Annotated in this window: 17 protein-coding genes; all 17 read right to left on the minus strand. The window is 35.4% G+C overall.

The genetic code is table 11. The features are described 5' to 3' along the window. Nucleotides 1-205: 205 nt before the first annotated feature. Nucleotides 206-811 (minus strand): alpha-ketoglutarate-dependent dioxygenase AlkB, encoded by a 606-nt coding sequence (locus tag Q0543_RS04580; protein ID WP_299249943.1) that lies wholly within the window; start codon nt 809-811, stop codon nt 206-208. 165 nt (nt 812-976) lie between these two features. Continuing rightward, nucleotides 977-1,825: a bifunctional helix-turn-helix domain-containing protein/methylated-DNA--[protein]-cysteine S-methyltransferase gene (locus tag Q0543_RS04585; RefSeq protein WP_299249775.1), complete on the minus strand. Its 849-nt coding sequence runs from the start codon at nt 1,823-1,825 to the stop codon at nt 977-979. Nucleotides 1,826-1,950: 125 nt separating this feature from the next. Then, the gene (locus Q0543_RS04590; protein WP_299249777.1) at nt 1,951-3,081 is read right to left on the minus strand and encodes an FAD-dependent monooxygenase; all 1,131 of its coding nucleotides are present in this window, start codon (nt 3,079-3,081) and stop codon (nt 1,951-1,953) included. Next, on the minus strand, nt 3,068-3,760 hold the full coding sequence (locus Q0543_RS04595; RefSeq protein WP_299249780.1) for a methyltransferase domain-containing protein: 693 nt from the start codon (nt 3,758-3,760) through the stop codon (nt 3,068-3,070). Before Q0543_RS04595 ends, Q0543_RS04590 begins: the two co-directional genes overlap by 14 nt. Next, a complete protein-coding gene (locus tag Q0543_RS04600; protein ID WP_299249783.1) occupies nt 3,753-4,841 on the minus strand; it encodes a type III polyketide synthase in 1,089 nt (362 codons plus the stop codon). The genes Q0543_RS04595 and Q0543_RS04600 overlap by 8 nt, the downstream gene beginning before the upstream one ends. Continuing rightward, complete coding sequence (locus Q0543_RS04605) at nt 4,838-5,722, minus strand: UbiA family prenyltransferase (RefSeq protein ID WP_299249785.1); 885 nt, start codon at nt 5,720-5,722, stop codon at nt 4,838-4,840. The genes Q0543_RS04600 and Q0543_RS04605 overlap by 4 nt, the downstream gene beginning before the upstream one ends. A 183-nt stretch (nt 5,723-5,905) precedes the next feature. After that, nucleotides 5,906-6,436: an SRPBCC family protein gene (locus tag Q0543_RS04610; protein ID WP_299249786.1), complete on the minus strand. Its 531-nt coding sequence runs from the start codon at nt 6,434-6,436 to the stop codon at nt 5,906-5,908. Between the two features lie 21 nt (nt 6,437-6,457). Next, complete coding sequence (locus tag Q0543_RS04615) at nt 6,458-6,871, minus strand: SRPBCC family protein (protein ID WP_299249787.1); 414 nt, start codon at nt 6,869-6,871, stop codon at nt 6,458-6,460. 424 nt (nt 6,872-7,295) lie between these two features. Continuing rightward, nucleotides 7,296-7,646, minus strand: a complete 351-nt coding sequence (locus Q0543_RS04620; RefSeq protein WP_299249789.1) for a tRNA-binding protein — start codon at nt 7,644-7,646, stop codon at nt 7,296-7,298. Nucleotides 7,647-7,867: 221 nt separating this feature from the next. After that, nucleotides 7,868-8,320, minus strand: a complete 453-nt coding sequence (locus Q0543_RS04625; protein ID WP_299249791.1) for an SRPBCC domain-containing protein — start codon at nt 8,318-8,320, stop codon at nt 7,868-7,870. Between the two features lie 130 nt (nt 8,321-8,450). Next, a complete protein-coding gene (locus Q0543_RS04630) occupies nt 8,451-9,479 on the minus strand; it encodes a virulence RhuM family protein (protein WP_299249793.1) in 1,029 nt (342 codons plus the stop codon). A 179-nt stretch (nt 9,480-9,658) separates the two neighbouring features. Then, a complete protein-coding gene (locus Q0543_RS04635) occupies nt 9,659-10,951 on the minus strand; it encodes a type II toxin-antitoxin system HipA family toxin (protein WP_299249795.1) in 1,293 nt (430 codons plus the stop codon). Continuing rightward, complete coding sequence (locus Q0543_RS04640; RefSeq protein WP_299249797.1) at nt 10,945-11,295, minus strand: helix-turn-helix domain-containing protein; 351 nt, start codon at nt 11,293-11,295, stop codon at nt 10,945-10,947. The genes Q0543_RS04635 and Q0543_RS04640 overlap by 7 nt, the downstream gene beginning before the upstream one ends. Nucleotides 11,296-11,619: 324 nt before the next feature. After that, on the minus strand, nt 11,620-12,471 hold the full coding sequence (locus tag Q0543_RS04645; RefSeq protein WP_299249799.1) for a Bro-N domain-containing protein: 852 nt from the start codon (nt 12,469-12,471) through the stop codon (nt 11,620-11,622). A gap of 255 nt (nt 12,472-12,726) precedes the next feature. Further along, on the minus strand, nt 12,727-13,122 hold the full coding sequence (locus Q0543_RS04650) for a GxxExxY protein (protein WP_299249801.1): 396 nt from the start codon (nt 13,120-13,122) through the stop codon (nt 12,727-12,729). A gap of 349 nt (nt 13,123-13,471) precedes the next feature. Further along, nucleotides 13,472-14,764: a restriction endonuclease subunit S gene (locus tag Q0543_RS04655; RefSeq protein WP_299249803.1), complete on the minus strand. Its 1,293-nt coding sequence runs from the start codon at nt 14,762-14,764 to the stop codon at nt 13,472-13,474. Beyond that, nucleotides 14,757-16,382 (minus strand): class I SAM-dependent DNA methyltransferase, encoded by a 1,626-nt coding sequence (locus Q0543_RS04660; RefSeq protein ID WP_299249805.1) that lies wholly within the window; start codon nt 16,380-16,382, stop codon nt 14,757-14,759. Before Q0543_RS04660 ends, Q0543_RS04655 begins: the two co-directional genes overlap by 8 nt. Between the last annotated feature and the right edge of the window lie 68 nt (nt 16,383-16,450).

Below are 16,450 nucleotides of genomic sequence, written 5' to 3' on the forward strand. Positions count from 1 at the left end.
CAGTTCAAATACTTGAAAATTTGTGTCTTATGTTCGAATACGAGTTCCCTATTGTTTAAAAGCACTATTCAAATTTATGAATAAATACCCAATAAGGGCATTTTATAGGATAATAGTAAAGACAAATTGAAGTTCAAAAAGTAAACATCTATTATTAAAAATTAAAACTAAAAATAATAAATCCCCTTAAAATAATAAAATCATACTAATATTCGCCCATTGAACGAAATGTAAGATTTATCCGAGGAAGTTGCACCTTTTTTGTTTTTAGCAAAGCATGCTGCCAATATTTTTGGGTAGCTCCTTTCATAAGCAATAAACTCCCATTTGCTAAAAATTGCTTTACGACTAGTTTTGTGGTTTTATGTTTAAAGGAAAATGTGCGTTCGGCACCCAAACTAACCGAAGTGATACAGGCATTTTCTACGAGAGATTTTTCATCATCACTATGCCAAGACATTCCTTCTTCCCCTGAATGATATAAATTCAACAAGCAGGAATTAAATGTTTCACCAGAAATTTTTTCAACCAAGGTTTTCAATTCCATTAATTCTTTTGTCCAAGGCAAAGCCTTTTTCTTTGTATTTGAATACGAATACTCAAACGATTTGTCGCCATACCATGCAACCATGCGCTTAGTAACATAGTGTTTGCCATATATAAATGATTCGTCATGCTTCCATTCAATGGAATCAAGGAGTGCATTAAAATACTCCTTCGCACGTGCAGTATCTATAATACTACCATGATATTCCACAACACCGTCGTAAGGCAAGAGATTTTTTGTTGGGTCTTGATTGAATAAATCCATGGGGAAAGAAAGTACTAAGTACGGAGTATTAAGCACAAAGTAAGTGAAAATAGTTTTACATGTTGCTCGATTCATTAAACTGAATAGCATCCATTACGTTCCGTATATTATCATACCATTGGGGGAATATGTTGTCCATTTTAAAGCCGACTTTGTACTCCGTACTTAATACTCCGTACTTTTTTGTCCTCCTTCCCAGCCGATCATCGCTGTCTTTCGCAGTGGGCCCCACATATAGCCTCCAAACTGACCAGAGGATTGAATCACCCGATGACATGGAATCAGAAATGCAATCGGATTGCTTCCAATGGCTGTACCCACGGCTCTTGAAGCGCTAGGCTTATCTATAGCTTTGGCTATTGTTCCGTAAGTTGTCAAATTGCCAAAGGGTATTTTCAATAAGGCTTGCCATACGTTTAATTGAAAATCGGTTCCTTTTAAATGCAATTTGATTTGAGACAGATTTGTCCAATCTGTTGAAAAAATAGCCAGAGCTTGTTTATGCATTTTTGTCTCTACCTTTTCAAACAATGCTTTCGGAAATTGCTTTTTAAAAGAATCAAAACTGCGTTCTTGATTTTCAATAAAAGTCAAATGGCAAATTCCTTTTGATGTAGAAGCAACAAGTACTTCTCCAAAAAATGTTTGCGAAAAACTATATTGAATGGTTAACTGTGCTCCTTCGTTTTTATATTCTGCAGGTGTCATTCCCTCAATCTTTATAAACAAATCGTGCAACCTACTTGTACTAGACAAGCCAATTTGATGTGTTACATCAAGCAAATTTACAGCAGAAGTTTGTATGATTTTTTTAGCATGTTGTATACTGATATATTGCAAAAATGCTTTGGGGCTTACTCCTGCCCATTCACTAAATATGCGTTGAAAGTGATCGGGGCTCAGATGCACTGCTGCCGCAATTTCTTCTAGGCTGGGTTGTTTCGCATAATGTGTCTGAATATATGCAATCGCTTCTTCAATGCGTTTATACTGTATGGTAGCTTGCTCGTTCATGTTTTTATTCAATTGAATCAGTGCAATTTAAACCTACAAGGTTTTTAAAACCTTGTAGGTTTGTCCACTATAACAAAGATATGAAATAATTATACTGTAAAAATCCGAAACGTGCGATGTTTCAATTAGAATGGATTGCCGTGCGTCTGTTGAATAATTTTTTTAGTAATGGAGGGAAACTGATGGAGAACTTTCAAACTCATATCTGTCAGATTCTTTTTGCCAAATAATCCCTGTAAATAATATCCAATCATAATTCTCGTATCAAACTGCTGTTCCCAAGCATTTTGATACGTTCTAATGAACACCTCTTTTGAAATATTTCCTTTAGAAAAAGAAGCTAGTAACTGAGCAAATATATGTGAGGCACGTAATGCCATACTCATGCCATTTCCACATAAGGGTGTTACCGAGCCAGCCGCATCGCCCAATAAGAATATACCATTTCTATAGGTCGACTTTTTACGAAACGTTACATTACTTATTACAAGCGGTTCTTTAAATAAAAATTCAGCCTGTGTAAAGTGTTTTTTTAAAAATGGATTCTTGAACAATACGTTCTCTTCCATTTTTTTGATGTCATTCTGTGCGTTATTCAATTGAATGGAATTGACTAAATAACACATACAATACGCATCCAAATCTACTTTAGAAATTCCGCAATAGCCTCCGCTAAAATTATGAAGTTCTATCCTATCCGTTGGCAAATCGGTTTTAATGTGATATTTTACTCCGATGTAATTCTCTTTATTGTGTTGCTTCTGTTTTTTGGAATGTATGAATTGAGGTGTGTATTTTCCGTAGGTTCCACATACGATATTTGAAGTGTAATATCCTTGTGATGTTTCTATTCGGTAGGAATTTGAATCGAGTTGTATTACATTCAATACGTTGCAATTCTCACGTATACATATACCCTTTTGTTTGGCTACTTCATACAGTTTAAAATCGAGTGTATGTCTGCTTATGCCAAAGCCACCTAAGGGCAAAGTTGCATTCAGCATAAATCCTTTTTCAGAACTAATTCCGACAGTATTTATTATGGGTACGTTTAGCTCCGCCAAAGGAATTCCTAGTGCGGTGATGAAATTCCAACTTTCCATAGAGATGTATTCGCCACATACTTTATGAAAAGGATACGTTTTTTTTTCAAATAAAATGACTTCGACCCCTGCATCGGCTAATTGTATCGCCAAGGATAAGCCAGCCAAACCTCCGCCAATAATAGCGCATGAATAATTGTTATTTGTTTCCATATACAATCACTTGATGTCGGAATGCCCACATATTTTTTATGGAATAAGCCGTTACTCCTGCTTTATCCATAATATCCTTCCATTCCTTTTTCTTAAAGCCTCTAGCAACAGATAAGGGCGCATCATTTTTAACCAAGTACGATTTTGAAAAAAGTTTCGTCAAGCATAAAATTGCAGTATATGCAATCGTATTCCGTTCTAAATCATTAATCAATAAAATGGTTTTATGTTGTTTCGCAAATTGCATCAACTCTATCAATTGCTCTTCTGAAAGATGATGGCAAAACAAGCAGGCATGAATGATGTCAACATGTGGAATATAATCGAACAATCGCCTATAATCGTCGCAAATAAAATGTATCGGATAATTCGCTGCATGTGCATTTGCGTAATCAATGCAGATAGGATTGAGATCAATACCGGTCAGTGAAACATATCTATTCTTCTTTTTAAACCAATAGTGAAGTACCTGCAATGTATCGCCACCTCCACAACCAATATCCACAAGACTTGATATCTTATTGTTCTTCAAAATTTTTTGTATGCCAGACAAACTAATACGATAACCACCTAGCCACGTATTGATAAAATTTAACTCTTTCAGATTTAAAAATAAATCTTTCTTCGGTATATCCGTAGCATCTAATAACTCCTTCTCGTGGCTTCTATATTTAAGCATACATCAATTTCAATGTTTCGATACTTAAACCTGGACCAAACGCTGCTACAAAAATAGATTGTCCAATAGTTGGATGTGTATTTTTTTCTAATAAATTTTTCAATACAAATAATACCGTAGGTGATGACATATTTCCATAGTCACGCAACACCTCATACGATGATTTTAATTTTTCTGCATTTAGATTTAATGCATCGCAAAACCCATCAATAATTTTTTTACCCCCCGGGTGTACGGCCCACAGATCAATATTTTCTGATTGAACATTGATGCTCTCTAACATGGATTTTATGTTGCCGTTAATTAAATCCGATACATAGGAAGTTAAATTCATTTTAAATCCCGTCTCCGATAATTGCCACGCCATATCGTTTGCGCCTTCATGCAACAATAAGGAATGAAAGCCATTTAGCTTAATTAAATCTTTATCTTGATATTTATTAGGTGTAGCTTCGACCAAAACAACTGCGCAGCCATCACCAAACAATTGATTTGAAATGATGTAATCGTCTGAATAATTCTTTTGAAAGTGAATGGAACATAATTCCGTACATACAACCAACACGCGTGCATTGTTATTACTCTTACAAATTGCATCTGCTTGCTTTAAGGCTAATATGGCGGCATTGCAACCCATAAAATTAATGCTACACCTGTCTATCGTAGGATTTAATTGCAATGCTTGAGCCAACTGAATATCTAAACCAGGCGCAATCAACCCCGTACATGTAACGGTAATAATATGGGTAATAGATGATTTAATGGATTCGAAATTTTTTATTTTAAGTACAGTTCCTATAGACAATTTAAGTGCTTCATGGTTATATATGTCCATACGCTTTGTTAAACTTGGCTCTGGTAAAAGACTTTCACATTTAGGAAAAAATTTAAACTCAGATGTAGACACACTAAAATCTTTTAATACCGAATGACGCGTTTCGATACCCGTTTTAGTTCCAATGATTTTTATCTTCCGCTGTATTTCAGTGTCGTCCGTTGAACGAGCATAAAACTCAGAAAACACTTTTTGATTGTGTTTGTAAGCTGGCACGCCAGTCTCTATGGCTGAAATATATGTCACGCGAAAGTATTCATAATGTATAATATTAGAAAACAAGTATTCATGCATATAGCTGCAAGCAGATTCATACGCATGGTATGTTTAAAATTTGCTGCAGTTCTATCTTTAATAACTGTACTGAACCAATACACATAATACCCAACAATTGGAAGGAAGAACAGTTGCAAAATATAAAACGAGCTCAAAGATTCCGTTGCATTAAAGTAAAGGAAATAAAATAGGTTTGTACCTAGAAACATGATACCTGTAAACAAGAATGTTCCAATATACCCCAGTTTATAACTAATGGTAATAACGCCATCTTTATAATCTTGTTGATGCTGATAAATCTGTGTCAATGGATAAGCGCCTGCAATTTGTAGAGAGCAGGCTATAAGTAAATAAATTATCGGCTGATTCAGTTCCAATAACTGGCCAGTAATACCTAACACACACATATAATACGTGAAAGCACCTTGAAAAAATACCACTGTAAGAAATCCGATGTAGGGATATTTTTTTAGTCGAATGGTTTTAGAGCTATAGGCTCTTGAAGCTAGGATGTATAAAAAAATACAAATTGCAAACTTCCAATGAATACAGACAACAGATAGAATCAATGCAAGTATGTCCAAAAAAACTGTTACATAAAATAATTGTATGGTTGGCAATGGTGGATTTTCTATACCGCCAATGCTGCCTTCGTCTTGATCGACATAACTGTTGTAGCCATTACTTGCTGGATATACCAGTAGATGTATTATGAGAAAACTCACAATTACATTAAAGTTTAAAATATTCACTCCTGATTGACTTAATGCCAATAGGAATAAAGGCATCAATAAAAATGAAAAAGGTATGCGCAATAAGGTGACCGTGTTTTTATCTATCAAGTTTGCCATTCCTAAGGTATCTATTCAAAACTGAATTTGAATAGATAAGTTACACCCTTTAAAAGGAAATTCCTTATATCAAAGCTGGGATTTATTGCAAAATTATTCTGCATTAGAAAATATACGTTCCGTTTATACTCTTAATTCTTTAGAAATGAGTTTTTTATACGAGCTACGTTTATAGGCCTTGAATTAGCGCTCAAGTATCACTTTTAAATTTACCATATTTTGTGTCTGTGCATCCTTGATAATGGATTTACCTACAAAAGATAGCGCATTCCAAGGATAGGAATCATGGCCATAAAATTCGCTTATTACTTTGGTTTTATTTTCACCAATGTCTTTAACTATCGTTGCCGCCTTTTGTTCTCCCTCAAAAGGTCTTTCAAATCGTATATCAACTTCAACTCGCTCTCCGTCTACTTTTGTGATTTTCTGCTCTCCCTCTCCTACTTGGTCGTTACTGCTACTCCAGTGTGCAACAAATCCAAGTGTTCCGTCTACACCTGTATACGTCATTACAAGATTTGAATCTTTCATTACCCAAACGCTATAGTATTCTTGATTCTTTAATGACTTCACAAAATCGTACACTTCTTTTTGCGGCTTATTTATAACAGTAGAAACCGAAACCGTATAGGTACTTGGCATAATGGCGGCTACAAGCAAAAATAGCGCAACAAATACGCCAACAATAACTGTTATTACTTTAAGTATTTTCATTTTATAACTGAATGTATTGTACTAATTATTTTCTGTATATGATTTAAAACTATTCAAAATCGCTTGCCAACCCGCTTGTTGCAATTTGATTGAATTCTCCGATTCAGGCTCAAAACGCTGTACTATTTTTATTTTTTCTTCAACGATAGAAAACGCAATCGTTGCTTTTCTTCCATCACCCATGGTATAGGCAATCCATTCCGTAGGTTTAACTTCGTCGTAGATTCCCCAAAAATCAAAACGCATACTGCCGTCTTTCGCAGCCATCGTCGTTGTAAATTTTCCACCCACACGCAAATCATTTTCCGCTTTCGGAGCATGCCAATCTGGAGATGCATGATTCCATTGCGTAATATGTTCGGGTGCATTCCAATAACTCCACACTTTATCGATTGGCGCATGAACGATTGTTTCAATAGTAATGGGATTTTTCATATTTTTAAACACGTTGAGTTATTATTTCGTATCGCTTTAGAAATAAGAACGCTATTCCTTCATTTTTAACATTCGATACATGGAATAACTAAATTAAGGATATTTTTACGATTTTGAAATTCGATTGGCGACAGTATGTGCTAAGGAATTGATTTCAATGACTTCTTTCTTGGGGCGATGCCCCAAGTTTTGATATGTAAGGCTTTCAGCCTTTCCGCTCTATCAAATGGAATCTGCAAACCAGTTCTGAAATTTTCGTCGTGACCTATGTTTTACAGACCACCGGGAGAATTTAATGGATAGCTAAACGTGTCTGAACGATGATTCGTGTGATTTAACTCATGGACCTAATTGTTATAGCATCCAATACAGTCAAAACTTCTACGTATTTGGGCAAAATTCAAATCACCCTTCTGCCAACGTTTTATCCGATTCTTAATCCGTTTTCTACCTCTTTATCCAAACCTAGTAGCGTAATTGCTTTATCATTTCCCAATGCACCAAGTATCAAACATTCGCTTTGTATGTTTGCAATTTGCTTTGGTGGAAAATTAACGACAGCCACAACTTGCTTGCCAATCAATTCTTCTGTGGAATACAAAACGGTGATTTGAGCAGAGGTTTTTTTAATTCCCAAGGCTCCAAAGTCAATGTGTAATTTATACGCAGGATTTTTTGCTTCTGCGAATACTTCTGCCTGAATAATGGTGCCAACACGTATATCTACACGTTCGAATTCGGCCCAAGAAAGATTGTTGTCTGAATTTGATTTCATTTTTTTGTCTGAATTGGGATTTGTGGGATTATGGGATTTATTGGATTGGAAAATATTGATTGCATATTTTAAAAACCTTGATCTCTGTTTACCATAGTTACTCCAACCGTGTTCAATGGCTCACATAGCACCACATTTGTTGTGTGGTGAAACGGTCTGTGTATGACAGTACATGGTGCTTATCAATATTTTCACATGTATCCGTCAAATCTTAATGCTGATTACGCTTCTACCAATGCTTTAATCTGCACTAATATTGGGTTCCATCCTTCGCCTTTATTATATACGTCGTCATATCGTTTCTCACCTTCTGCGGCACATTCAAACCCGTCTTGTATCACGGTTAATTTTGTGTCTTCTCCGTAGCTTTCTAGCTTATAGGTAACATTTAAATAATTCTCAGGAATATCTGGGTACGACGCAAAAGGATCAATCACCGTATATAAAAGTTCTTCATGGGGATGAATGGCTAAAATTTTGCCTTTTACAAAAACCATTTCTTTTCCCTCATACTGGCCGCGCCATAACAATTCGCTTCCAACCTTCCAGTCCGAAACGGTTTCGCAGCCGAACATATATACTTTTGTTTTAGCAGGATTTACTAATGCATCCCAAACATCTGCTGCAGATGCCTGTATGACGATTGTGTTTGAGACGTTTTTTTGTGGTTTCATGGTAGGTTAATTATCTTTCAGATTGATTTTTCTATATTCAGCTATATCATCTATTCTTCCTAGGGGAGACGCCCCTAGTTTTGATATGAAAGGCTTTCAGCCTTTATCGTACGAAATAGAATTTATCCTTTCATTTTTTATTTTGTATGCGCTGAATTTCTTTATCGAAATCAGAATTTATTTTTTGTGTTTTATTAAACACATCATATTCTTCTTCCGCCTTTTTGTCGGCTTGTACTTTAGCAATTGTCTCTACATTCCCTAACACCTTATACTCATTAAACGAAAGGAATTTATTTACACTTTCCGCCAGCTGTTCCATCGTAAACGCATTTCCTCTTTCGATCAAATTTTCGATGTAATCAAAATAACTTGTTACGGTCCGTTCCAGCTGTTTAATTTCATTTTCATTCAGATAGTTTTTTGCAATAGTCGTATCCGATTTTAAGATTCTCCCGCCTGGTGAATTTTTCCAGGTAGTTAAACCCATGTGTTCTTTTTTACTATCTGCCTGCCCATAAATAATTTCAGCAGCTGTCTTTCCTGTGATAGCGAAATGAAATTTATTTTGAACGCTTGCAAAAAAGTGTTTTTTTACTTCCGAATGCACATCATAATCGATACTACATTCTTGAAAAATATCTGTAATCTGTTGATATATTCTGCGCTCACTTGCACGGATGGAACGAACACGTTCTAGTAATTCTTTAAAATAATCTTTGCCAAAAAACTGTCCATTTTTCAACCGATCATCATCCATTACAAAGCCTTTAATGATATATTCCCTCAGCGTCTTTGTTGCCCAAATTCTAAATTGGGTGGCTTTGCTGCTATTAACTCTGTAACCAACTGAAAGTATAACATCTAAATTATAATATTCAATATTTCTAGTGACCGTTCTTTCACCTTCTAGTTGAACTTGTGCAATTTTTGCACAAGTTGTATCCTTTTCCAGTTCCCCTTCAAAAATATTCTTCAAGTGCTTAGTAATTACAGATCTATCTACTCCAAACAAGTCTGCGATTTTTTGCTGTGTTAGCCACACCGATTCGTTTTGAAAATAGATTTCAATCTTTACTGCTCCATCTGGTGCTGTATACAGCAAAAAATCCGACAGCTCGTCGCTTGGTTTTAGTGTGTGTTTATTTTCGCTAGCCATGTTGATTTGTTGGTGTTACAAGTTAAACAATTTCATAGTACTTTTTAATGCAAAAAAATAGCTCCATTTACTTCTTCCTTGGGGCGATGCCCCAAGTTTTAATATTTCAGGCTTTCAGTCTGTATGCTCTCTATCATGAGCATTTATTAAATATTTCATATATCAATCTCCGAAAAAATTTACATGTTCAATAAATGCGTCTTCCCCAAAGCTGTTATTTGATTCTTCGGAACACCTGCCTCTTGTGCATACATAGACCAATCACGTATTACAGCAATTACTTTCTCAATAATTTCTTTCGGCTTTTTAATATTCATTTGTTTTGCTAGCGACAATAAATCTTCGCGCGTTATATCTTCTCTTTTCCCATTTACAGATAGTTGGTGTTTGCCAATCCATTTGTTTGCGGGGTTGTACGCATAGGTAACATCATAGGCGGGCGATAAGCTCCACATACCAGACGTATCCATCAGAAACGAAATATTTTTTGTATGATCATCTTGATTGCGGGCGATCACATTAAAAACCATGCGTAGATACAATTGCTCTGCATCTGTATATGGCAATCGCAATTGGCGCATTGCTTGAAACGCTTGTTCGTACGAATATGCATTTGGATTATTATAATCAAAATGACACATTCCACAAAGTGTTTGCATGTGTAGTTTTTCATCATTGGCAATGCGATCAAAACGTTTGGTCATAAAATGTGCCCTACCGTTTTCTTCCAATAATTTACTCGGCATCATTACAATTCCACACGCAACAGCCATTTTATAATAGGCATACTCAATGCGTCCATACCCTTTGGGATCGCCCAAGGCTTCGTTGGTTACACCATCAAATTTTATGAGCCAATGTTCAAATCCTTTCTGAGATTTTATTTGTCCAGAACGTACTTCCCCTGTTTTTTCATTATATGCAACCACAGCTTTTGCACGTGCACCACCAGCAGAGGTACCTACACGAATAATATCTGAAAATGTTTCTGCATCATCATTCGAAAAATGACTATCTAAGGTTTCTTTAATCGACAAAGCCTTTTTAGAAAGTTCTACCAAGTCACCAATCTCCAAGCCTTTCGACGGTTCTTTTTCATTGCGCTCTGTCGGTTCAAATTCTAAGGCGCCCATACCGCGTGAACCCAAATAACACAATCGTTCAACCGGACTCATACTGTCTTTGTCGCGCCCTTTTGACGCCAGCCATAAATCAATCAACTGATTCCCGAACCGATCGGGCAAGGCATCCGATAACAAGCCTGGCAAACCATGAAACGTTTCTTTAGGAAGATTTGCAAACTGAAAAATTTCTCCGCTACGTGCATTTTCTAATGGCATCATAATCGGCGCAACATCCAAACCCGATTTTAAAAAACCTGCTTCAAATTCAAAAGTGGCATAGTCTTTTTCGTAGTTCCACAAGACAGCGCCTACTCGTTGCCCCCACAACATCACGTTTGCTACTACCATTCGCTTTCAGGTTTGTCTTTTTTGCTTTTGTTTGAAGCACGCTTGCGCATGTTGGCTTGCTGCTCTGCAACCATCAGCGGACTGATTTCTTCTTTTATAACAAAGGCATCAAGCAAATCTAAATTATTGAGCCCACGCAGCAATTGCACAAAACTTAACAAACTACCCACACGACCATTCTCTATTTCACTGATGGTACTGCGAAACAAACCACAACGATCGGCAAGCGCTTGTTGCGTAAGATTGTTTTTTAGACGCATGCGCTTTAGTTGCTTGCCCAACTCTTCAATGATTGCGGGATCACTAAGTGCATACCAGTTTATATTGTTGCTTAAGTACGACATAATACATGTAATAAGCATTTAATGTTGCTATTACACAACTAATATACGAAAAATTAGAAATAAATCAAATATAATATGTTGTTTATAGGCAACAATACCTAATAAAATAGGGTTAATGTTGCCTTAAGGAGACAAAAAAATTAAAATTAGTTCCATTTGGTTTAATACAGGCTTAAAGTGTAGATTATTTAAAAATTGTCTGAACTATGATTGATTTTATTAAGCCGAAAGGAAGGTGATTAAAATAAAATCAATATCATAAAAATCATAATCTCTGTCGCTTTGGAAGAGGAACTCAGACAAAAGCAGTAACAAAAGTGCAAATTATTTCTTCTTGATCTGTTTTGCTTTGTCTGCTAATAGTTTTTTTGCTGAACGTGTGCTCACAACTTTTTTACCCGTCTTCTCTTCAATTTCTTTTCGGGTATTACCAGCAATGGTGCCGCCTTGGTTGGCTATAATTTTATTCTCGTCAAATGTTTTTGGCTTCTTTTCTTTGCTAATTTCAGAAGTAGTAGCTTCTGCAAGCATATTCAATACCAATTCAAGATTGGTCATATTGTCTCTTAAATTTTCTTTCTTCAGATCCTTGTGATTTTTATATTCCTTCACCGTTAAGCCGCTCCAGGCCTTCGTAATCTCATCGGTTAGTATTGCATATTCTTGACCTTTTTTTACGCCTCTTGTATCCCATTCATCAGTCAACTCTTTACGTACTTCAATACTTTTTAAACGCTGATTAATCCATTCTTTGCTGTATCCTTTTTTGAGATAGGTTTCCATCAATCGATCAATGCCAATTTCAGGGTCTTCTATTTCATCGATACGCTCACGGGCAACTTTTGCGATCCATAATTTAAAGGGTTCTGCCTTAGGTGAAGGTACAGATTGGATTAAACGGAATAATTGTTCCGTATCAGCAACGTCTGTAAGTCTCATTTTACCATCTTCTGCTATTAATTTCAAACGGTTACAATTTGTAACCGTTTCATTCCCTTCCTTTAAAAGCCTACTTTTCAATACTTTCCAATAATTTCGCGCTCCTTGATGATCAATTTGATCGCTGAGTACCGAAATTACGTCCACTACAGAAAAATACCATTTTTCTTGTTCGGCATCCCAGATACTGCGAACCTGTTTTTGTTCAAATAATTTTATAGCTGTTTCCTGATTCATAAAAATTGAATTGTTAGATTAAACAAGTTACGATTAAAATTTAAATTGCGTACAGATGTTGAAAATGGAGAGAAGGTTGGTGATATTTACAATTGTCTCAACTGTGATTTGTTTGATATTGTCTGAACTATGATTCGTTTGATTAATTTGAAAGAAAATTGATTAAATAAAAAAAATATCATAATCATATCAATCATTCAAATAACAAGAATCATAACCTGCCCCAATTTTGAGCGGGAGTTCAGACAATCTTTTTCAAACATCTTTAAATTTTTTATTTGTCAAGCGCTTAAATTTCAAACTCATTTCCCCAAAGTTAATGAGTAAACCAATCTCCAAGTTATATGCTTCCAAATAATTAATTGCTTGTGCAAAATGTACTTCCTCAATGTGTGAGATAGCTTTTAATTCAACTGAAATAATACCCTCTACTAAAAAATCTACTCGCCTCGTTCCAATTTGCTGTTCTTTATAAAAAATAGGCATTTCAAATTCTCTGTTAAAAGAAATATTCATTAGGCACATTTCAATCTCGAGTGCACGTTGATAAATTACTTCCTGAAAACCGTTTCCTAATTTCTTGTGAACTTCAATAGCACAACCAATAATCTTAGCTGTTAATTCTGAATGTTTGTATTGTTCGTTAATCATGTGTAGCTGGTATTTTAAAATTGAAGATTGTCTGAACTATGATTCGTGTGATGTTGTCTGAACTATGATTCATTTGATTAATGTGAAAGAAAAATGATTAAAGAAAAATTCTTAATCATAACAATCATTCAAATCAGAACCTGTCCCGCTTTTGGGAGAAAGTTCAGATAACCTTGCAAATATCAATATAAAAATTAAAAAAGGACGTTTACAAAAGATAAGAAATTTTGCCTGAACTATGATTCGCTTGATGTTGTCTGAACTATGATTCTTCTGATTAAAGTGAAAGAAAACTGATTAAAGAAAAATTCTTAATCATAACAATCATTCAAATCACAAGAATCATAGTTCAGACAACTTTCACCTGCCCATTCATCAACATCGGCAACAGCCAATCGCGAAGCTGGGCGAGTTTTTGATTTTCTAATAAATTAGTTTGTTTTTTTGAATGAATAGAAACAATAGTTTTATAAAACTTTTCAATTATATCTTCTGTGGGAAGTACAGTTAAATGTGTGCTTACAAAACTTTCGAACAATAAATTTTTTATGCCACTTGTTTTGCCCTCATATCCAAATAAAACACCCGCATCATAAATACTATTCCAATGATAAACAAAATTAAATAACAACTTTTTATCTTTTAACGTAACTGCTTTACAAAAATTTGAACAAATAAGTGGAGCATCAAAACGATTCAATGTTTCATCAGTAACAAATGCTAATCGCCCAGTAGATTGTGTTGGGCTACCGCCTGATATTTCAACAATTAAATCAGCAGGCTCTAGAATTTTATGAATGTTTTTTTCCAAAATATAACGTTCTGGTGTGTTCAACGAACCATTACCATTCAAACCATTTATATCTGCACCTCTAACACAATATACTTTTTGATTGTAGTTTCCTTCCGGCGCTTCTTTACCCCAATCACCGCTTTTGTCGTTATTAATCCATTCATTCAAGAAAGTCACCTCCCAGCCCGCCGGCACCTCCCTTTTCAACGCATCATTCCAAACCATTTTACCGCCGCTGCTTTTATACGGCTTACCTTTTTCATTCGGAAAATCAAACTGCACAAACCAATAATCGTAAAGTGTTTTAGCCATTGCCTCTAACTCAGCATTGATACGATTATTAAGCTCAATTTTAGAATCGAGAGCGGAAAGAATTTCAGCTCTTCGTTTTTGATTATCATGAAATATAATTTCTAACTTTTCTAAAGCAACCTTAGTTAAAGCATTTCTTGTTCCTCCGACACCACATATTTTAAGAAGATATGGTTTTAAATTCAGTAAATAATAATAAACATATTTATAATAAACAGTTTCATCACATCTAATTATTGCTACATGCTGGTTAACTCGTGCTGGTAAAATTTCTTTAGGAACAAGACAAACCCGTGCAATCGAATCACCTGTAATGTTTAAAAGAATATCGTTTTCCTCGATCGTAACAACATTTAGTTCTTTCGCCTGTTGTTCGTTAATAAACGCTAAACCATTTGTCGAGAATCTAAAGTCAAGCACATTTTGACTTCTAATAAATGAAACGCCTTCTTCATAATAGGAATTTTGCCCACCCGGGGGAGTTGCGCCACTTCCAATTTTTAAAGTAATATCTTTTAATGTTTCAACCTTACTCATACTTCAATCCTCCCAGCTGCTTTTGAATCTCCTTTTCTAACTTTTTAGACTCTGAAAATAGCGTGTCTAAATTTGTTTTAAAGTCGTCCATCTTTTTTGCAAATTCCTTTGGTGTAATATCCGTGTATTCAATTTTCACATCAAAATATTGTCCGGCGCTAAAGCTGTAATTTTTCTCTGCTATTTGTTCGTACGATACTACAACCGTAAAATTTTCAACAGCTTCGTGTTTGTTAAAGGTTTTGATAATCAATTGTTCTTCTTCGTGCGAGAGTAAGGTCTTTTGATTTTTACCATCCTTCACCGTAGTCCCCAACTTTGAGGCGTCCATCAACACGATGTCGCCTTTTTTATTGGCATTGTCTATAAACAAAATACTCACGTTAGTCCCTGTCGTTGCAAAGATGTTACTCGGCATACTAATTACCCCACGCAGCATTTTTTGTTCAACCAAACGCTCACGTATTTTACGTTCAATGCCACTTTGTGCAGTTATAAACCCCGTAGGTACAACAACCGCAGCTTTGCCTTTTTTAGAAAGCGAGTACATAATGTGTTGTATAAACAGCGGGTATATCGCCATGCTTTCTTTTTTTGCATTGGGTATATTGGGTAGGCCTGCAAAAAAACGTTCGTTATTGGCTTTCGTATCTAAGTCTTTTACGTAATCGCTAAAATCTAATTTGAAGGGTGGATTCGAAACAATAAAATCAAACTGCTTCAATCGCCCATTGACTTCTTTGTGGTAGGGCTCTAAGATGGTATTGCCTTTTACAATATTAGGAATGGAATGCACCAAGTCATTCAAAATTAAATTCAAGCGCAAGAGGTTGGAAGATTTCTGAGAAATATCCTGCGAATAAATCGTACACTTATCTTCACCAATGGCATGTGCAATATTCATCAACAAGGTGCCCGACCCCGCAGATGGATCATAACAGGTTACATTGCTTTGTTTCTCCGTAATCAAACAAGCAGCCATAATTTTTGCTACGGCGTGTGGCGTAAAGTATTCGGCATACTTACCTCCGCTATTGGTATTGTAATCTTTAATTAAGTATTCAAAGATGGTAGCATAAAAATCAAATTTCTCATGAAAGATGGTTTCAAAACTAAAGCCAACCAATTTATTGATAATGGCTTTGCAAAATTCGTCACGCTTATCGGTTACGTATTTGCTGATGTTTTCAAACAACACAATTTTTTCGCCACCATCGGTAATCACAGAAAATATTTCACTATTCTCTTTTGCAATATCAAGTAAGGTATTGTCAAAGATATCTGAAAACTTTGCTTCGTTTTGTCGTTCAAACAAAGAAGGTATCAACTGTGCAGGTGTTAATGCAGCCGTACTTTCGCTGAGCTGCATGGTAAGCATTTCGTATTCGCCCTTTTTGTATTTGCGCAGGTCCTTTGCTACATCGTCTGACTTTGCTAATTTCTTATCGAGTTGTTTTATTTCAAACGTAAACTTATCATTCAAGAATTTATATAAAAATACCTGCGTAATGATTTTAAATTCATTGCCGTCATTTCCCAAACCATAATTGGCACACACACTTTTTAAATCGTCTATAAGTGCTTTGGTTTGTTTTTCAAATTGTATTGTGGTAGTCATTTTTATATTTTAATTCGAATGCGTGTTAATATTTTGATGATTGTCTGCACTGTGATTCTTTCTCTTGT

Origin of the sequence: uncultured Cytophaga sp. (genome assembly GCF_937863595.1) — a bacterium.
Taxonomy (GTDB): Bacteria; Bacteroidota; Bacteroidia; order Cytophagales; family Cytophagaceae; genus Cytophaga.